Annotated in this window: 15 protein-coding genes and 2 pseudogenes; 10 read left to right on the forward strand and 7 right to left on the reverse strand. The window is 62.0% G+C overall.

Annotation, left to right across the window (positions count from 1 at the left end; translation table 11 throughout):
* Window positions 1–115 precede the first annotated feature (115 nt).
* The gene (locus tag PSH87_RS22485; RefSeq protein ID WP_305431192.1) at window positions 116–871 is read right to left on the reverse strand and encodes a hypothetical protein; all 756 of its coding nucleotides are present in this window, start codon (window positions 869–871) and stop codon (window positions 116–118) included.
* 166 nt (window positions 872–1,037) lie between these two features.
* On the opposite strand from PSH87_RS22485, the gene PSH87_RS22490 reads away from it, so the two are divergent.
* Entirely contained in the window at window positions 1,038–1,670 is a 633-nt protein-coding gene (locus tag PSH87_RS22490; protein ID WP_017738069.1) for a flavin reductase family protein, read from the forward strand.
* A gap of 128 nt (window positions 1,671–1,798) precedes the next feature.
* On the opposite strand, the gene PSH87_RS22495 is transcribed toward PSH87_RS22490, so the two are convergent.
* Together PSH87_RS22495 and PSH87_RS22500 are read right to left on the reverse strand one after the other, a co-directional pair.
* Window positions 1,799–2,077, reverse strand: a complete 279-nt coding sequence (locus tag PSH87_RS22495; protein WP_017738070.1) for a hypothetical protein — start codon at window positions 2,075–2,077, stop codon at window positions 1,799–1,801.
* Window positions 2,078–2,085: 8 nt separating this feature from the next.
* Window positions 2,086–2,427 (reverse strand): antibiotic biosynthesis monooxygenase family protein, encoded by a 342-nt coding sequence (locus PSH87_RS22500; protein WP_305431195.1) that lies wholly within the window; start codon window positions 2,425–2,427, stop codon window positions 2,086–2,088.
* Between the two features lie 328 nt (window positions 2,428–2,755).
* Here PSH87_RS22500 and PSH87_RS22505 point away from each other — a divergent pair, with 328 nt between their 5' ends.
* Window positions 2,756–3,685 (forward strand): AraC family transcriptional regulator, encoded by a 930-nt coding sequence (locus PSH87_RS22505; protein ID WP_017738072.1) that lies wholly within the window; start codon window positions 2,756–2,758, stop codon window positions 3,683–3,685.
* Between the two features lie 140 nt (window positions 3,686–3,825).
* Here the strand turns inward: PSH87_RS22505 and PSH87_RS22510 are convergent, their stop codons facing one another.
* The 4 genes from PSH87_RS22510 to edd all read right to left on the reverse strand — a co-directional run bounded on the left by PSH87_RS22510 (window position 3,826) and on the right by edd (window position 8,918).
* Window positions 3,826–5,295, reverse strand: a complete 1,470-nt coding sequence (locus PSH87_RS22510) for an ATP-binding protein (protein WP_017738073.1) — start codon at window positions 5,293–5,295, stop codon at window positions 3,826–3,828.
* Window positions 5,285–6,019 carry a response regulator gene (locus PSH87_RS22515; protein ID WP_017738074.1) on the reverse strand — a complete coding sequence of 245 codons (735 nt, stop codon included), beginning with the start codon at window positions 6,017–6,019 and terminating at the stop codon, window positions 5,285–5,287. Before PSH87_RS22515 ends, PSH87_RS22510 begins: the two co-directional genes overlap by 11 nt.
* Before the next feature lie 119 nt (window positions 6,020–6,138).
* Window positions 6,139–7,095, reverse strand: coding sequence for a glucokinase (locus PSH87_RS22520; RefSeq protein ID WP_305431196.1), 957 nt, complete (start codon window positions 7,093–7,095; stop codon window positions 6,139–6,141).
* Window positions 7,092–8,918 (reverse strand): phosphogluconate dehydratase, encoded by a 1,827-nt coding sequence (gene edd, locus PSH87_RS22525; RefSeq protein ID WP_017738076.1) that lies wholly within the window; start codon window positions 8,916–8,918, stop codon window positions 7,092–7,094. Before edd ends, PSH87_RS22520 begins: the two co-directional genes overlap by 4 nt.
* Before the next feature lie 221 nt (window positions 8,919–9,139).
* On the opposite strand from edd, the gene gap reads away from it, so the two are divergent.
* From gap to PSH87_RS28925, 8 genes and pseudogenes are all read left to right on the forward strand, one after another.
* Window positions 9,140–10,141: a type I glyceraldehyde-3-phosphate dehydrogenase gene (gene gap, locus PSH87_RS22530; protein ID WP_017738077.1), complete on the forward strand. Its 1,002-nt coding sequence runs from the start codon at window positions 9,140–9,142 to the stop codon at window positions 10,139–10,141.
* 220 nt (window positions 10,142–10,361) lie between these two features.
* The gene (locus tag PSH87_RS22535; RefSeq protein WP_305431197.1) at window positions 10,362–10,880 is read left to right on the forward strand and encodes an RNA polymerase sigma factor; all 519 of its coding nucleotides are present in this window, start codon (window positions 10,362–10,364) and stop codon (window positions 10,878–10,880) included.
* 61 nt (window positions 10,881–10,941) lie between these two features.
* Window positions 10,942–11,910 carry a FecR domain-containing protein gene (locus PSH87_RS22540; RefSeq protein ID WP_026136963.1) on the forward strand — a complete coding sequence of 323 codons (969 nt, stop codon included), beginning with the start codon at window positions 10,942–10,944 and terminating at the stop codon, window positions 11,908–11,910.
* A gap of 115 nt (window positions 11,911–12,025) precedes the next feature.
* Window positions 12,026–14,598: pseudogene (locus PSH87_RS22545) on the forward strand (TonB-dependent receptor).
* Window positions 14,599–14,735: 137 nt separating this feature from the next.
* Window positions 14,736–15,344, forward strand: a complete 609-nt coding sequence (locus PSH87_RS22550; RefSeq protein WP_305431198.1) for a biliverdin-producing heme oxygenase — start codon at window positions 14,736–14,738, stop codon at window positions 15,342–15,344.
* Window positions 15,345–15,502: 158 nt separating this feature from the next.
* Complete coding sequence (locus tag PSH87_RS22555) at window positions 15,503–15,904, forward strand: YbaN family protein (RefSeq protein WP_305431199.1); 402 nt, start codon at window positions 15,503–15,505, stop codon at window positions 15,902–15,904.
* A 1,315-nt stretch (window positions 15,905–17,219) separates the two neighbouring features.
* Window positions 17,220–17,276: pseudogene (locus PSH87_RS28920) on the forward strand (hypothetical protein); the annotation flags it as partial.
* A 201-nt stretch (window positions 17,277–17,477) separates the two neighbouring features.
* Window positions 17,478–18,182 carry a methyl-accepting chemotaxis protein gene (locus tag PSH87_RS28925; protein WP_370695333.1) on the forward strand — a complete coding sequence of 235 codons (705 nt, stop codon included), beginning with the start codon at window positions 17,478–17,480 and terminating at the stop codon, window positions 18,180–18,182.
* Window positions 18,183–18,319: the final 137 nt, after the last annotated feature.

Raw genomic sequence — 18,319 nt, forward strand, 5'->3', positions numbered from 1 at the left:
CTGAATGCAGTTCTAAATGTGGGAGCGGGCTTGCCCGCGATGGCGGTGGGCCAGTCAGCATTGACTGATGCTGACACACCGCTATCGCGAGCAAGCCCGCTCCCACAGTTTTGAATCAGGACAGCTCAGCCATCGCCTTGCGTCCATACCGCCGCTGCATATACGAAGCCCCCGCAATCATCACCACCAACACCGCCGCCAGCACCGCTGACGAGCCAATCGTGCCGAAATCCAGCCCGCCCTTTTCATGGGGTTTGGTGAGGAAGTCCCCCAGTGTTGCGCCAAACGGCCGGGTCAGCACAAACGCGACCCAGAACAACAACACCGACGAGATCTGCGTGAAGTACTTGAGCGCGACGACCACGGCAATGGTCGAGCCGATCAACAACGCGCCGCCGGCAAAACCCAGCCCCGAATCGTCCGCCAGGAAGTCGCCCAGCGCGGTGCCCAGGGTGTTGGAAAACAGAATCGCCATCCAGTAGAACAACTCCCCGCGAAAGGTCTGCACCTTGTTCACGTTCAGCGAATCACCGCTGAGGTGCCACATGGCGAAGATGATCATCAGGATCACAATCAGGATCATCGACCCCGTGGCGTAACCCAGGCCCAGGGTGCGGTCCATAAAGTCCGACATGGTGGTGCCGGCCGTGCTGGTGGACAGGATCACGATCCAGTACAGCACCGGGTTGTAGGTTTTCGACCAGAGTTGCGTCAGCAGGGTGACGAGAAACACGCTGATCAGGATCATCGAGCTGAGGGCATAGCCGACATTCAGGGTCATCGACAGCAAATCCCCGGCGGTTTCGCCGAGGGTGGTTGCGCAGATTTTCATGACCCAGAACGCCAGGGTGATCTGAGGAAGTTTATTCATGGGGTGGAAGGCTCCGAGGCGCAGTCATTCAATTGCGCGCAGACTGAACGGGGAGCTGTGAAAAATAGGTGGGCGCGGTATGAAAATTCCATATCGCCGATGGAAATTCTCCGCCACGCCTTGCAGTATGGGCGCCTCATGACACCCGATCGCAGGAACCCCGGCCATGCCCGACGATATTCACTTCTACGAACCCGCCAACGGCCACGGCCTGCCCCATGACCCGTTCAATGCCATCGTCGGCCCGCGGCCCATCGGTTGGATTTCTTCCCACGACCGTGACGGCCGCCTGAACCTGGCGCCCTACAGCTTTTTCAATGCGTTCAACTACATTCCGCCGATCATTGGGTTTTCCAGTGTCGGGCGCAAAGACAGCCTGAATAACATCGAACAGACCGGCGAGTTTGTGTGGAACCTGGCGACCCGCCCGCTGGCCGAGCAGATGAACCAGAGTTGCGCGGCGGTATCACCTGAGGTGAACGAATTCGAACTGGCCGGGCTGACGCCGGTGGCGTCGAAGGTCATCCAGGTGCCACGGGTGGGCGAGAGCCCGGTGTCGTTTGAATGCAAGGTGACGCAGATTATCCAGCTGCAACGGGCCGACAAGGAGTTGGTGCCGAGTTGGCTGGTGCTGGGCGAGGTGGTGGCGGTGCATATTGCCAAGTGGTTGCTCAAGGATGGCGTCTATGACACTGCCGCCGCCGAGCCGATCTTGCGCGGTGGTGGCCCAGCGGATTACTTCCAGTTGGGCCCGGAAGCGCTGTTCAAGATGTACCGCCCAGGCGCCACAAAACCCTGACTGAAATACAGTCAAAAAATGTGGGAGCGGGCTTGCCCGCGATAGCGGAGGGTCAGTTATCACAGCTGTGACTGACAGATCGCTATCGCGGGCAAGCCCGCTCCCACAGTTTGGATCAGTGGTGTTGGTTAGGCTGTGGCAGGAGCCCAGGAAAGCTGGCCTTCTTCGTCAACGTCAACCAACCGCTCCAGCTGCAACGCAGCCGCATCATCGGCATCGGACGCCGTCTTGAACTTCTGTCCATCAAGGATCTTGTGAAAACGCGGTGCGCCCATACCATCCAGTGCCTTCACGGCGACGGCGGCACTGTAGCCACCCTCTCCCGGCACTACGGCGGAAACGGCTTCGTGGTGGGCAAATTCTTTACGTGCCATGTTGCAGGTCCTGGCCAATGGGAAGTCGGCCATTCTAAACCCTAACCGGCCAGTTGCAGGTACTCGCCGTAGGCATGGGCGGCGGATGCATCGGTGAAGGTCTGGAAATCCATGCTGCGGATGACCATGTCGTTCAACAACTCGGTGAAGATCATCAAGGCCGGCGAGTTGAAGTAGACGCTCATCGCCTGCTCGCTGCTCCAGAAACCCGAGACCAGCCACACATCGGGGTCTACCTGGGACTGCTGCAACGAGAATTGCAGGCAACCCTGAGCCTGGCGGCCCGGTTCGATCAAACTGCTCAAGCGTGCACCGAGTTCGGTGCTGCACCCGCTGCGGGCGCGGATAAAGGCCATATGGCTCGCGGGAATGGGGGTGGACATGTTCGACTCTCCCGTTGAGAAGTGATGCTCGGCAAACACTGTGGGGGCGTGTTGCCACAGGATCAAAGATAACGGCGCGGGGCCGGGCGCGGTTAGTCGATTCCTGCCGGCTTATTGCACAATCCTGCGAGAAGCGCAGACAGGCGACCTGACCCGCTGGTTTTATGGCCGGCACAGACTCAGTGTTTCAGGCAGATGACAGGCCGCGCGCTTGCCTGATTCACGACTTATCGCAGGATCAGGCAAGGATTGTGCAGGATCGACGTAACACTTTTGCGCAACCCGCCGCTAAGCTGAGCCCATCAAAAAAGCGTGTAGAGGCCCCCTCATGTCGTCGCCTGAACATCAGCCCGTTCCCCTCGATGCCGAGATGGAAAAACAGCGCGCCGAACTGGCCAGCATCGTGCATCGGCACACCTGGGAAGACGGTTCCTACGGTACCGCGATTACCTCGCTGTACCTGAACCGCCACAATACGCCGCGCGATTTCATGCCGGTGCTGGTGGAGCCGGCCCTGTGCATCCTCGCCAGTGGCAGCAAGGAAGTACGCCTGGCCGATGAGATCTTCGCCTACGACCCGCTCAACTACCTGGTGTTCTCGGTCGCCATGCCTGTGGCCGGGCGGATTATCGACGCCACACCTGAAGACCCCAACCTGTCGGTGCGCATCAACATCGACCCCGCGCAACTCACCGCGCTGATCGCCGAGGCCGGGCCGATGGGTGTGCCGTCGCGGCCGACATCCCGTGGCATGTACGTGGATCGCATCGACCACCAACTGCTGGACGCGGTGCTGCGCCTGACGCGCCTGCTGGATACGCCCAAAGACATCGCCATGCTCGCGCCGTTGATCAACCGGGAGATCCTCTATCGGTTGTTGCGTGGGCCGCAGGGTTATCGGCTGTATGAAATTGCCGTGGCCAACAGTCAGAGCCATCGGGTCAGCCAGGCAATCACCTGGTTGAATGGCAACTATGAACAACCGCTGCGCATCGATGACCTGGCCAAGGAAGTGAACCTCAGCGTCTCGACCTTGCACCATCGGTTCAAGGCGATTACCGCGATGAGCCCGCTGCAATATCAGAAGCAGTTGCGCTTGCAGGAAGCGCGGCGACTGATGATTGCCGAAGGGCTGGAAGCGTCGGCGGCGGGGTATCGGGTGGGGTATGAAAGCCCGTCGCAGTTCAGCCGGGAATACAGCCGGTTGTTTGGTGCGCCGCCCCTCAGGGATTTGGCCAGACTGCGCCAAAGCATCTGAGCCAAATGCAGATCGAACGGTGGAAACTGGCTTGTGTGGGAGCTGGCTTGCCTGCGATAGCGGTGGATCAGCCAATACATCTGTTGACTGACATCCCGCTATCGCAGGCAAGCCAGCTCCCACATTGGTTCTGCATGCATTCAGTCGAGACCGCGGGGTAATTGCAGGGTGACCCGCAACCCACCCTCACGCAAATTCTGCAAACTCACTTCCCCCCCATGACTGTGGGCAATATTGCGCGCAATCCCCAACCCCAACCCATACCCCTGCTGCTGCCCGGCCAACCGGAAGTGCGGTTCAAACACCTGCTCCAAGCGCTGCTCCGGCACGCCCGGGCCTTCGTCATCCACATGCAGGATGAACTGCGCGCCATCGTCCTCGATGTGCAAATGGGCGTTCTGCCCGTACTTCAAGGCGTTGTCGATCAGGTTACCGATGCAGCGCTTGAGCGCCAGCGGCTTGCCCGGGTAGGTGGTCAGCGCGCGGCCGTGCTGGGTCACGCGGCCGTTGCCGTTGGGCGCCAGGTACGGCTCCACCAGGCAATCGAGGACGTGGTTGAGGTCCACGGGCTCGATGTTTTCGTGGATGTCGGTGTCTTTCACGCATTGCAGCGCGCCTTTGACCAGCAACTCCAATTCATCCAGGTCGCGGCCGAACTTGGCTTGCAGGTTGTCGTCTTCGAGCAGCTCCACGCGCAGGCGCAGGCGGGTGATCGGGGTGCGCAGGTCGTGGGAAATCGCGCTGAACAATTGGCTGCGTTCGGTCAGGTAGCGGCTGATGCGTTCACGCATGGCGTTGAAGGCGCGGCCTACTTCCTCCACTTCGCTGCCGCCGCCTTCGGCCACCGGTTCCACATCGGCGCCCAGGGACATGTCCCGTGCGGCCCGCGCCAGGCGCTTGAGCGGGCGGCTTTGCCAGTGCACCAGCAAACCGATGAACAGCAGCAGAAAGCCGCTGGTGAGCACGATAAACCACACTTGCTGGGACGGCAGGCCCTGTTCTTCAAGGCTGGTGTACGGCTCGGGCAATAGCGAGGCGATGTACAGCCATTCGCCGGGCGCGAGCTGGATCTGCGTGACCAGCACTGGCGGGTTCACCGGTTCCAGGGTCAGTGCGTAATGCGCCCAGGAGCGTGGCAGCTCATCGAGCTTGAGGCCGGCATTGAAGATGCGCAGGTCTTCGGCGCTGACAAATTCCACCGAGATATGCACGTCGGCGCCGAGGGTCTGGCGCAGCACTTCGTCGACCGCCACCAGCACCGCCTGCTTGCGCGGGGTTTCCGGCAACACTTGCATGTCCAGCGGCCGGTCGTTGAGGGTCACCACAAACCGCGTGCCGCCCATGCTGCGCAATTGGTCGAGGACCAACGGGCGATAGGCCACGGGCAACGAGCGGAAATAACTCACGCTGGCAGTCATCGAATGCGCCAGGCTGCGGGCGCTGGTGACCAGGCCTTCGAGCTGGGTGGCGCGCAATTGCGAGACCCAGATCACGCTCGACAGCGCCTGGGCGAACAGCACCACCAGCAAGGTCAGCAGCAACATGCGCCCCAGCAAGGAGCGCGGCACCGGGAGGCGCCGGCGGCGCTCGGTCACAGGTTCAGTGGGCATTGCCGGCAACCACGCTGGCTGCCAGTTGATAACCGCTGCCGCGTACGGTGCGGATCAGCCGTGGCGGTTTTTCGGTATCGCGCAGGCGTTGGCGCAGGCGGCTGACGGCCATGTCGACGATCCGGTCCAGCGGCATCAGGTCACGGCCACGGGTGGCGTTGCCGATGGTGTCGCGGTCGAGGATCTGTTGCGGGTGGTCGAGAAACAACTTGAGCAGGGCAAAGTCGGCGCCGGAGAGGATCACTTCTTCGCCGTCGAGGTGGAACAGACGGTGGCTGATCATATCCAGGCGCCATTCATCGAACACCAGCACGTCGCTGCTGCCCCGTTGCTCCTGGCCGAACTGCGCACGGCGCAACAGCGCCTTGATCCGCGCTTGCAGCTCGCGGGGGCTGAAGGGTTTGCCGATGTAATCGTCGGCGCCCAGTTCCAGGCCGATCACGCGGTCGGTTTCGTCGGAGCTGGCGGTGAGCATGATGATCGGCACCTGCGCCTGGCGCGGGTGCTGGCGGATCCAGCGGCAGAGGCTGAAGCCGTCTTCGTCGGGCAACATCACATCGAGGATGACCAGGTCGCACGGCGCCTCGTTCATCGCCTGGCGGAACCCCGCGCCGTCCGGCACGCCACGCACTTGGAAGCCGGCACGACTGAGGTAGGTTTGCAGCAATTCGCGGATTTCCTGGTCGTCGTCGACGAGGAGAATGGATTTACTGATTACGCTCACGGGGGCCTCCTTGTTGTTATGGGGTGTTCTCTCGGGCCTCATCGCAGGCAAGCCAGCTCCCACAGGGGAATGCATTCCAATTGTGGGAGCTGGCTTGCCTGCGATAGGGCCATCACTGCCTACGCAAAAGCCTGTTCAAGCGCCACGCCCGCGCCAGTCAGCCCGGAATACGGCGCCGTCACCAACCACACCGGAATCCCCTTGAAGTAGTCACTCATGCAGCCTTTGTCACTAAAACTCTTGGCGAAACCACTGTTGATAAAGAAGTCGGCAAACCTCGGTATCACCCCGCCCACGATATACACACCGCCGCGCCCGCCGGTGGTCAGCACGTTGTTGCCGGCCACGCGGCCGAGCCAGATGCTGAACTGGTCCAACACTTCCATCGCCACCGGGTCGCCGGCCAGGCCTGCGGCCGTGATGGCCTCGGGCGTGTCCAGCACCGGCGTGTGCCCGTCCACCGCGCAAATCGCCCGGTACAGACGCGGCAAGCCGCCGCCGCTCAACGCGGTTTCGGCGCTGACGTGACCTATTTCCGTGTAGATGTGCTGCCACAGCTGGGTTTCACGCGGGCTGCTCAGGGGCAAGTCGACATGGCCACCCTCCCCCGGCAGCGCCGCAAAGCGACCGCCACCCAAGTCCAGCAGGGTGCCGACGCCCAGGCCGGTGCCCGGGCCGATCACCACGGCCGGGCGCAACGGTTCCGGGGTACCTGCGCAGACCACACGGAATTCGTCGGGCTTGAGACGGGTCATGCCCAGGGCCATGGCCGAGAAGTCATTGACCAGCAGCAGTTCATCCACCTGCAACGTCTTGCAAAACGCGGTCCTGCTCAGGCGCCAGTGATTGTTGGTGAACTTGAACTCATCACCACTCACGGGACCTGCCACCGACAGGCACACCGCGCCGATGTCGCCGATGTGCAGGCCTTCTTCCTTGAGGTAAACCTTGATCGCGTCCTCAGGGCTGGCGTGATCCGCCGTGGCGTGCACGCGGATCGAATGCAGTTCCTGGTCCCGCCACAACGCAAACCGCGCGTTGGTTCCACCGATATCACCGACCAGCGCAAGCTTCACTTAAGCGTCTCCAGGGCAGAGGTAAAGGCGCTGGCGCCCTGCTCTGCGGAGCTTGCGGCCAAGCGCATAAATGCAAACAGCTCGCGACCGGCCCCCACGTTATTGCCCAACAGGCCCGTGGCAGGCGCGCGCGCTGCAAATTCTTCGGCGTCCACCTTAAGCTCCAAGGTGCCTTTCACGCCATCGACGCGAATGATATCGCCATCACGCACCCGCGCCAGTGGCCCACCGCTCTGGGCTTCGGGGTTGACGTGGATCGCGGCGGGGATCTTACCCGAGGCACCGGACATACGCCCGTCTGTGACCAACGCGACTTTGAAACCACGGTCCTGCAACACGCCGAGGAACGGGGTCATCTTGTGCAGTTCGGGCATGCCATTGGAGCGCGGGCCCTGGAAGCGCATCACAGCAACGAAGTCTTTTTCCAGCTGGCCGGCCTTGAAGGCGTCCGCCAAATCCTGCTGATCCTGGAACACCACCGCCGGTGCTTCGACGATTTGATGCTCAAGGGCCACGGCCGAGACCTTCATCACGCCACGCCCGAGGTTGCCTTCCATCACCCGCAGACCGCCTTCCGGGGAGAACGCACGGGCCACCGGACGCAGGATGGTTTCGTCGAGGCTTTCGATAGGCCCGTCGCGCCAGATCAGCTCGCCGTCCACCAGGAACGGTTCCTGGGTGTAGCGGCTCAGGCCCTTGCCCGCGACGGTGTTGACGTCTTCGTGCAACAGGCCGGCTTCGAGCAGTTCGCGGATCAGGAACGACATGCCGCCCGCCGCCTGGAAGTGGTTGATATCAGCCTTGCCGTTTGGATAGACATGGGACAGGGTCGGCACCACCTCGGAGAGGTCGGCCATGTCATCCCAGGTGAGGATGATGCCCGCCGACATGGCGATGGCCGGCATGTGCAGCGTGTGGTTGGTGGAGCCGCCCGTGGCGTTGAGGGCAATGATGGAGTTGACGATGGATTTCTCGTCGACGATCTCGCCGATCGGCGTGAAGTTGCCGCTGGCCTTGGTCAGGCGCGTGACCTGGTGCGCGGCTTCGCGGGTCAGCGCGTCACGCAGCGGCGTGTACGGGTTGACGAATGACGCGCCGGGCAAGTGCAGGCCCATCACTTCCATCAGCAACTGGTTGGTGTTGGCGGTGCCGTAGAAGGTGCAGGTGCCGGGGCTGTGGTAGGACTTCATCTCCGACTCCAGCAGCTCTTCGCGAGTCGCCTTGCCTTCGGCGTAGCGCTGGCGCACGTCGGCTTTCTGCTTGTTGGAGATGCCGGAAGGCATTGGTCCGCCGGGCACGAAGATCATCGGCAGATGGCCGTAGCGCAGCGCGCCCATCATCAGGCCGGGGACGATCTTGTCGCAGATGCCCAGCATCAGCGCGGCGTCGAACATGTTGTGGGACAGCGCTACCGCCGTGGACATGGCAATCACTTCACGGCTGAGCAGGCTCAGCTCCATGCCGGGCTCGCCTTGGGTCACGCCGTCGCACATGGCGGGGGTGCCGCCGGCGAACTGGCCGACCGAGCCGACTTCGCGCAGGGCTTTCTTGATCTGTTCGGGGAAATGTTCGTACGGCTGGTGCGCCGAAAGCATGTCGTTATATGACGAAACAATTGCCACGTTGGCGGCATTCATCATGCGCAGACTATTTTTATCTTCAGTACCGCAACCGGCCACGCCGTGGGCGAAGTTGGCGCATTGCAGCTTGCCGCGCATCGGACCGTCGCTGGCTGCGCCGCGAATGAGCGCAAGGTATGCCTCGCGGGTGGCGCGGCTGCGGGCGATAAGCCGTTCGGTGACCTCAAGAACGCGGGGATGCATGTGTAGAACTCCAGGCTAACGGATGTGGCGACCTGAGTGTCTATGCTGATCAAACGCCCGCTACGCATGGGATGGCAGGGTGTCGTTTAAATCATCGGACCAGTTGATTCAGGTCACTCGTTGTAGATTGAACAAAATATTGCCACTAAAAAGGCTTGTTTTCTATTTTTATGCGAATAATCTTGTAATTCTTACAACAAATCGACGACAGGCACTTTCCAATGACTCTTCGTATCGCAATCAATGGTTTTGGCCGTATTGGCCGTAATGTCCTGCGCGCACTGTATACCCAAGGCTACCGCCAGGATTTGCAGATCGTCGCCATCAACGATCTGGGCGACAGTTCGATCAACGCCCACCTGCTCAAATACGACACCGTACATGGCACTTTCGAAGCAGAGGTCGCCCACGATCAGGAAAGCCTGACCGTCAATGGTGACCGGATTGCCGTCAGTGCCATTCGCAACCCGGCCGAGCTGCCGTGGGCTGCCCACAAGATCGACGTGGTGTTCGAATGCACCGGCCTGTTCACTGACCGTGACAAGGCGGCCGCCCATATTACCGCTGGTGCGCGCAAGGTGATCATTTCTGCACCGGCCAAGGGCGCGGACGCGACCGTGGTGTACGGCGTGAACCATGACATTCTGCGCCAATCCCACCAGATCATCTCCAACGCCTCGTGCACCACCAACTGCCTGGCGCCGGTGGCCCAGGTGCTGCACCGCGAACTGGGCATCGAAAGCGGCCTGATGACCACCATCCACGCCTACACCAACGACCAGAACCTCACCGACGTCTACCACACCGACCCGTACCGCGCGCGCTCGGCCACCCAGAACATGATCCCAAGCAAGACCGGCGCCGCCGAAGCAGTCGGCCTGGTGCTGCCGGAACTGGCGGGCAAGCTGACCGGCATGGCCGTGCGCGTGCCGGTGATCAACGTGTCGCTGGTGGACCTCACCGTGCAATTGAAGAAAGAAGCCAGCGCCGAACAGGTCAACGCGCTGCTGAAGGAAGCCAGCCAGCACTCGAAAATCCTCGGCTACAACACCCTGCCGCTGGTCTCGAGTGACTTCAACCACAACCCGTTGTCGTCGATTTTTGATGCCAATCACACCAAGGTCAGCGGCAAATTGCTGAAGGTGCTCGCCTGGTATGACAACGAATGGGGCTTCTCCAACCGCATGCTGGATAACTGCCTGGCGCTGTGCAACGCCGAATAATCCCCAGTAGGGCCGGGCTTTTTGTGGGAGCGGGCTTGCCCGCGATAGCGGTGGATCAGACAGCACATCTGGCTCTGATAGGCCGCATTCGCGGGCAAGCCCGCTCCCACAGGGTTTTTGTGCAACCTGCTGGCTTTGGTGTCGGCCCACAAAAAGTGCCACTTGCCATTTGCGCTGATGATAAGCATTATCATTCACTGCAAATCGGTCTGGTATCACTGTGAGCCAATCTCGCTTCAACCACGTCTTTCTCACCCAACGGGTGATTCTGCTGCGCACCTTGCAGCGCATGGTGAATAACCACAGCACCGCAGAGGACCTGTTGCAGGAAACCTACCTGCGCGTCACCCGGGCCCTCAGTGAGCGGCCTATCGATCACCTCGAACCTTTCGTCTACCAAACGGCGCGCAATCTGGCGCTGGACCACCTGCGCTCCCGCAGGATCCAGGCCCGCACGTTGCAGGAAGATGTCCCGCTGGACATCCTGCAAAGCGTCGCCGCCCCCATCAGCACGCCCGAAGATGCCACCCAGGCCGAGCAATTGCTTGAGCACCTGAGCGTCAGCCTGGGCCAGTTGAGCGCCCGCCAGCAGCAGATTTTCATCCTCAGCCGCCTGCACGGTTGCAGCTACCAGGAGATTGCCGATCAGTTGGAAGTGTCTTTGAGCACCGTGCAAAAGGAACTCAAATTGATCATGGCCATCTGCGTAGGTGTGGCCGAAAGGCTGGATCGGCCTTAAGCTGCATCCGATTCAGCGGTAGGAAAGATCAATAAAACGTGGCGAAGACCCGAGGAACACCGTGACGGACCCGAATAAACGACACCCCCATGAGCTGGCTCATGAGGTGTTGCAAGACACGGCTATGGACCAGGCCCTCGATTGGCTGATCGCCTTGCAATGCCCGTTGCCCGGGCAGCAGGCCGAATTCGAAGCCTGGCTGGCCAGCGACCCGGCCCACGTCCAGGCATTCGCCAAGGCCCAGGCGGCCTGGGGTGGCGCGCCGGTGCACAGCGCCGCCGTGGCCCTCGCCGCGCCGCGCAAGCCGAGCGCCTGGCGCCGGATCAAACCGCACTGGAAACCCCTGGCCACCGCCGCCGTGCTGCTGATCGGCCTGTTCAGCTTCAGCAACCTGCCGGTGCGCCTGCAAGCCGACCATCTCACCGTGGTCGGCGAACGCCAGCGCGTGCAATTGGACGACGGCGCCAAGGTGCTGCTGAACACCAACTCGGCGTTCTCCAGCCGCATCAAGGACCAGCAGCGCATCGCCCGCCTGTACCAGGGCGAAGCCTTTTTTGAAGTCGCTCCCAACCACGGCCTGCCCCTGGAGATCGACGCCGGCCCGGTGCGCGCCAGCGTGCGCGATACCGCCTTCGCCGTGCGCTACCTCAATGGCGAGGCGCAGGTGCAGGTGCAACGTGGCGACGTCGACCTGAGCAACACCTTCGACGACGCCCGCGTGCGCTTGAGCGCCGGGCAAAGTATCCGCATCGGCCCCAAGGGCTTCGGCCCGCCCGCCAAGCTGGACGCCAACAAGGACCTGGCCTGGGTCCAGGGCCGGCTGATCTTTGAAAACTGCCCGATGAGCGAAGTGCTCGCCGAGCTGCGCCGCTACTACCCCGGCTGGATCGTCAACAACAACGAGCAACTGGCCAGCGTCGCCGTCACCGGCAACTACCGCCTCGACCAGCCCCTGGACGTGGTGCGCTCACTGGCCCACATCACCTCGGCCAAGCTGTCGGAATACCCGGCGTTGGTGATCTTGAACTAAATGAGAATTATTTTTACTCGATAACCTCTGGCGGTACGTCTCGTCTTAGCCAATGCAACTGATTCCTATTTGTTTCAGTTCGCGACTATAAGATTCGTACCCCGGAGCGCTCTCGATGTCCTCTCGTTTCAACCGCCGGTCTTCCTTGCCCGTGCTGTCCGTGCTGACCGCCGCCATCCTGCTGGCTGGCGCGCCGGCGATGGCCGCCACCGCTGCCGAACCTGCCCCGCGCAGCCACGGCAACTACACCTTCAGCATCGAGCAACAGCCGTTGGTGTCGGCGCTGAACGCCTTCACCAGTGTCACTGGCTGGCAAGTCGGCCTGCCGGCAGAGCTGGGCCAGGGTGTGTCGTCCCCTGGCGTACGTGGCCCGCTGTCAGCGGAAAAAGCCCTGGACCAGTTGTTGGTGGGGACCAACCTGAGCTACCGCAAACTGGGCAACAACAACATCGTCCTGGAAAAACGTGCAGCCGGTGGCACCCTCAACCTGCAACAAGTGACCATCAGCGCCACCCGCCATGAGCAGGACGTGACCAGCGTACCGAGCACCGTCAGCGTGCATGACCGCCAGGAGCTGGACCGCCTCAACGTCGGCAACAGCCGCGACCTGGTGCGCTACGAGCCCGGTGTCTCCGTGGGCGGCGCCGGCACCCGTTCGGGCAATGCCGGTTTCAATATCCGCGGCATCGACGGCGACCGCATCCTCACCCAGGTCGATGGCGTCGAAGTGCCCGATCACTTCTCCAACGGCCCGTACGCGCAGACCCGCCGCAACTATGTCGACCCGGAGATCGTCAAGCGCGTCGAGATCCTGCGCGGCCCGGCCTCGGCCCTGTACGGCAGCAGCGCCATCGGCGGCGCGGTGAGCTACTTCACCCTCGACCCCGACGACATCATCAAGCCCGGCCAGGACGTCGGCGCCCGCCTGAAGACCGGCTACAGCTCCGCCGACGAGAGCTGGCTGACCTCCGGCACCGTCGCCGGCCGTGTGCAGGACTTCGACGGCTTGCTGCACCTGAGCCAGCGTAACGGCCATGAGACCGAATCCTACGACGGCAACAACGTCACCGGCCTGAACCGCACCGCCGCCAACCCGGAAGACGCGCGCACCACCAACGTGCTGGCCAAGCTCGGCTGGAACTACGGCGACGACAACCGCCTGGGCTTCACCTACGAGAAGTACAAGGACGACCGCGACACCAACCAGAAAAGCGCCGTGGGCGGCCCGTACAACACCGGTTTCAACAGCAACCTGTACCGCGCTCGCACCGGCAACGACACCATCAGCCGCGAACGCTTCGGCCTGGAAAACAGCGTTGCCGTCGACACGCTGTTTGCCGACCGCATCAAGACCAGCCTCAACTACCAGATCGCCAAGACCGACCAGACCACGGACGAACACTACGTGTCGGGCGCGCGCAATTTGCTGCGCCAGCGGCAGACGCTCTACGAGGAAAAACAATGGGTGTTCGACGCCCAGCTGGACAAGGCGTTTGCCATTGGCGACACCGACCACGTGCTGACCTACGGCACCACAATCAAGCAGGCGAAAGTCACCGGTTCACGCACCGGCAGCGCCACCTGCCTGACCGTCAGCACCCTACTGCGCAACCGTCGGCGGCCCGAGCACCTTCCCGTCGGACAAGGTCGTCCCGGCCAGCGACTTCCCGGACCCGACCATCAACACCTACGCGCTGTTCGCCCAGGACCAGATCAACTGGGGCAAATGGACCTTCCTGCCCAGCGTGCGGTATGACTACACCCAGCTCAAGCCCAAGCTGACCGAGGATTTCCTCAACGCCACCGACCCGAATCGCATCTACGCCCACGACGACAGCGACAAGACCTGGCACCGCGTGTCACCGAAATTCGGCCTGACCTACGCCCTGACCGATCACTACACCTGGTTCGGCCAATACGCCGAAGGCTTCCGCACGCCGTCGGGCCAAGGCCCTGTACGGCCGTTTCGAAAATATCCAGCAAGGCTACGTGGTCGAACCCAACTCGGACCTCAAGCCAGAAAGCAGCAAGAGCTTTGAAACCGGCCTGCGCGGCAACTTCGAGGAAGGCAACTTCGACGTGGCGGTGTTCTATAACAAGTACCACGACTTCATCAACGAAGACGCGGCACTGCTGTCCCCCACCGGCACTGCGTTCAAGGCCAGCAACATCAAGCGCGCCACCATCAAGGGCGTGGAAGCCAAGGGTCGCCTGAACCTCGACAGCTTCGGCGCACCGCAGGGCCTGTACACCCAGGGCTCGGTGGCCTATGCCTACGGCCGCAACGAAGACACCGGCGAGCCGATCAACAGCGTCAACCCGCTCAAGGGCGTGTTTGGCCTGGGTTACGAGCAGCAAAACTATGGCGCACTGGTCAGCTGGACCCTGGTCAAGAAGCAGGATCGTGTCGACAAGAACACCTTCTTCTCGCCCGACGGCGACACCAGCAAAGCCCCGTTCAAGACCCCAGGCTTTGGCATCGTCGACCTGACCGGCTTCTACAAAGTCACCCACGACGTGACCATCAATGGCGGCCTGTACAACGTGACCGACAAGAAATACTGGAACTGGGACGACGTGCGCAGCTTCGACAGCATTGGCGAAGCCGGTGTGACCGCGCCCGCCAATATCGACCGCCTGACCCAGCCGGGCCGCAACTTTGCGATCAACCTGATCTGGGATATCTGATAGCGCCTGCCTCACCCCGCCGATATTTCAACGGCGGGGTGAGGTTTTTTTACTGTGCCACGTCTTCTTGTTCGTCTATTTGATAACGGCTCTCTTTAAGAGCAACAAGGCGCTCCCCCTTCTCAAGGACTTTTTTCATGACCGCTACCCCTACCGCAGAACGCCCAAGCCTGCGCTCCCAGCGCCTGAACCAGATCACCAACGAACCGCACACCAAGCTCGACGCCCTCGTCAAAGCCCACGCGCCGTTCGAAACCCAAGCCAACTTTGCCCGCTTCGTGGTGGCGCAATACCTGTTCCAGTCGGAACTGGTGGCCCTGTACAACGACGCCGAACTGATCAAGATCGTCCCGGACCTGGCTGCACGCTGCCGCGCCGACGCCGCCAAGCTCGACCTGGCCGACCTCGACACCGACGTGCCGGCGCCAGTAGCTGGCGCGGTGAACAGCCCGAGCAAGGCCGAAGCCCTGGGCTGGCTGTTCGTGTCCGAAGGTTCCAAGCTGGGCGCCGCGTTCCTGATCAAGCGCGCCGTGGGCCTGGGCCTGAGCGAAACCTTCGGTGCCCGTCACCTGGGCGAGCCGGCCGGTGGTCGTGCTGAAGGCTGGAAGAGCTTCACCCGCACCCTCGACGGCCTGGAATTCAGCGCTGAAGAAGAAGCTGCTGTGGAAAAAGGTGCAGTGGATGCGTTTGTACGCTTCACCGTGCTGCTGGAACAGGCGTACGCTAGCGCCCCTGAACTGGCCTGACCCTTCGATAAAAATGTGGAAGCAGGCTTGTGTGGGAGCTGGCTTGCCTGCGATTGCGGTGTGCCAGTGAATACATTCACCACTGATACACCGCAATTGCGGGCAAGCCCGCTCCCACATTCAGGTCTCATTTCATATTGAATTCCTGTGATACCCCCATGACCGGCAAAACCCAATCCACCTCGAAAATCGCCCGGGTCCTCTTCGGCCTGCTGGCCTACGTCAGCCTGGGCATTGGCTTGGTGGCGATTGTCATACCGGGTTTGCCCACCACCGAATTCATCCTGCTCGCTGCCTGGGCCGCCACCAAAAGCTCACCGCGCCTCAGCGCCTGGCTGGAAAACCACCGGTTGTTCGGGCCGATCCTGTTCAACTGGCGCAACGGCAAGATCATCGCCCGCCGGGCCAAGGTCAGCGCCACCGTGAGCATGCTGCTCTGCGCCGGGCTGATGCTGGTGATGCTCGACCACGGCTGGCCGATCTACCTGGCGATTGCCGGGATGAGCCTGGGCAACCTGTGGATCTGGTCGCGCCCGGAGCGGCTTGCAGCCCCCGCGTAACGCTGCCTGTAGTCTTTTTCCTACCGCTCATCGCCTGCCGCTAATGAAACATCCCGATACGCCGATGTTCCGGACATAGCGCCGAATGGACTTGGCCCGCCCTGCGTGCCTTTCAACACGTCCATTCGCGAGTGAACCTATGTTCGACACCCTCTCCATCCGCCTGAAAATCGTCCTGTTGTCCGGCCTTTGCCTGTTGGGCGTGATTGCCCTGGTCGTCGGCGTCAACCTGTACGAGGCCGATCAGAACAACCATCTGGTCCGCGACTCAAGCTCGCGAATGCTCACCGACAGCGTGCAGGACTTGTTGCAGGCCAAGGCCGCCGAACAAGCGGTGCAGCTGCAGAAAACCTTTGGCGAAAACCTGCTGGTGGTGACCGCCCTCGCCGATCAGGTCAAAGACCTGCGCGCCCTCGCCAGCCAACGCTCGCTGGAGCCCGGCGCCCTGCGCGAAGCCCTCAACCAGAGCGTCAAGACCGCCTTTGAGCGCAACCGCAAGGCCCTGGGCATCTGGCTGTCGTTCGAGCCCAACGGACTGGATGGCAAGGACAGCGAGTTCATCGACGACAAGGCCCGCGTCTCCAACGAGAAAGGGCGCTTCTCCACCTACTGGAGCCGCGCCGGCGGCGAAGGCTTGAACACCATCATGGTCGAGGACGACCTGACCAAGACCAGCCTCAACCTCAGCGGTACGCCCTACAACATCTGGTACACCTGCCCACGGGACACCCGCAGTGTTTGCCTGCTGGACCCGTACGCCGATGAAGTGGCGGGCAAGTCGATGCTGATGACCACCATCTCCCTGCCGTTGACCGTCGACGGCAACGTCATCGGCGTGGTCGGTATCGACATCGCCCTCGACACCCTGCAAGCCACCACGGACGTTGCGCAAAAAGAATTGTTCGACGGCGCCGCCCACCTGGAAATCCTTTCCAGCACCGGCCTGATTGCGGCCTACAGTGGCGAGCCGGGCCGGGTCGGCAAAAACCTGGTCGACATCCTCGGCGCCGAAGGCAAGGAGATCGTGCAACTGCTGGCCAACGGCACGCACACGATCCGCGAACAGGACGACACCATCCGAGCCGTGTACCCGGTCAAGCCGATCGCCGATGCTAAATCCTGGGGTGTGCTGATCAAGCTGCCCAAACAGGTGATGCTGGCTGACACGGAAAAATTGCAAAACCTGCTCGACAAAGCCCAGGACGCTGGCACCTTCAAGGCCCTGCTGGTCGGCGCCGCCGCTGGCCTGCTGGGCTTGCTGCTGATCTGGCTGACCGCCACCGGCGTGACCCGCCCGATCAACAACGTCGCCGCCATGCTCAAGGGCATTGCCAGCGGCGACGGCGACCTCACCCAACGCCTGGCCTATAGCAAAAAAGACGAACTGGGCGAATTGGCCAACGGCTTCAACGCCTTCCTCGACAAGCTGCAACCGACCATCGCGCAGATCAAGCAAAGCATCACCGAAGCGCGCGGCACCGCCGACCAGTCCTCGGCCATCGCGCGCCAGACCAGCGAAGGCATGCAGGTGCAGTTCCGCGAAATCGACCAGGTGGCCACCGCCTCCAATGAAATGAGCGCCACCGCCCACGACGTCGCCAACAGCGCGTCCAACGCCGCCAGCGCGGCACGGGGCGCCGATCAGTCGGCGCGTGAAGGCCTATCGATCATCGAGCAAAGCACCCGCGACATCACCACCCTCGCCGAAGAAGTCAGCAAGGCCGTGGGCGAAGTCGAGGCGCTGGCGGTCAACAGCGAGCAGATTGGCTCGGTGCTGGAAGTGATCCGCAGCATTGCCGAGCAGACCAACCTGCTGGCGCTCAATGCCGCCATCGAAGCGGCCCGCGCCGGCGAAAGCGGTCGGGGGTTTGCGGTAGTGGCCGACGAAGTGCGCAACCTGGCCAAGCGCACCCAGGATTCGGTGGAGGAAATCCGCGTGGTGATCGAACGCATCCAGAGCGGCACCCGCGGCGTAGTGGCGACCATGCATTCGAGCCAGAGCCAGGCCCAGAACAATGCCGGGCAGATCCATCAGGCGGTGCAGGCCCTGGGCAAGATCAGCGATGCGGTAACGGTGATCAGCGACATGAACCTGCAAATCGCCAGCGCCGCCGAACAGCAGAGCGCCGTGGCCGAAGAGGTCAACCGCAACGTCTCGGCGATCCGCACCGTGACCGAGACGCTGACCGGCCAGGCCACCGAGTCGGCGGCCATCAGCAGCCAGCTGAATGCACTGGCCAACCAGCAGATGACGTTGATGGATCAGTTCAGGGTGTAAATCCCAATCCCGAGAACAATGGAGCCTCCCCTGTGGGAGCGGGCTTGCCCGCGATAGCGGTACATCAGCAACACATCATTGACTGATACACAGCTATCGCAGGCAAGCCAGCTCCCACATAAAGCAGATCTGCGCTG

The organism is Pseudomonas sp. FP453, assembly GCF_030687495.1.
Taxonomy (GTDB): Bacteria; Pseudomonadota; Gammaproteobacteria; order Pseudomonadales; family Pseudomonadaceae; genus Aquipseudomonas.

Excerpts from the sequence above, each read along its gene's own strand:
- PSH87_RS22510 (WP_017738073.1), bottom strand. The coding sequence starts at position 5,295 with ATGCCCACTGAACCTGTGACCGAGCGCCGCCGGCGCCTCCCGGTGCCG.
- PSH87_RS22505 (WP_017738072.1), top strand. The coding sequence starts at position 2,756 with ATGTCGTCGCCTGAACATCAGCCCGTTCCCCTCGATGCCGAGATGGAA.
- edd (WP_017738076.1), bottom strand. The coding sequence starts at position 8,918 with ATGCATCCCCGCGTTCTTGAGGTCACCGAACGGCTTATCGCCCGCAGC.
- PSH87_RS22555 (WP_305431199.1), top strand. The coding sequence starts at position 15,503 with ATGACCGGCAAAACCCAATCCACCTCGAAAATCGCCCGGGTCCTCTTC.
- PSH87_RS22490 (WP_017738069.1), top strand. The coding sequence starts at position 1,038 with ATGCCCGACGATATTCACTTCTACGAACCCGCCAACGGCCACGGCCTG.
- PSH87_RS28925 (WP_370695333.1), top strand. The coding sequence starts at position 17,478 with ATGAGCGCCACCGCCCACGACGTCGCCAACAGCGCGTCCAACGCCGCC.
- PSH87_RS22500 (WP_305431195.1), bottom strand. The coding sequence starts at position 2,427 with ATGTCCACCCCCATTCCCGCGAGCCATATGGCCTTTATCCGCGCCCGC.
- gap (WP_017738077.1), top strand. The coding sequence starts at position 9,140 with ATGACTCTTCGTATCGCAATCAATGGTTTTGGCCGTATTGGCCGTAAT.
- PSH87_RS22495 (WP_017738070.1), bottom strand. The coding sequence starts at position 2,077 with ATGGCCGACTTCCCATTGGCCAGGACCTGCAACATGGCACGTAAAGAA.
- PSH87_RS22485 (WP_305431192.1), bottom strand. The coding sequence starts at position 871 with ATGAATAAACTTCCTCAGATCACCCTGGCGTTCTGGGTCATGAAAATC.
- PSH87_RS22550 (WP_305431198.1), top strand. The coding sequence starts at position 14,736 with ATGACCGCTACCCCTACCGCAGAACGCCCAAGCCTGCGCTCCCAGCGC.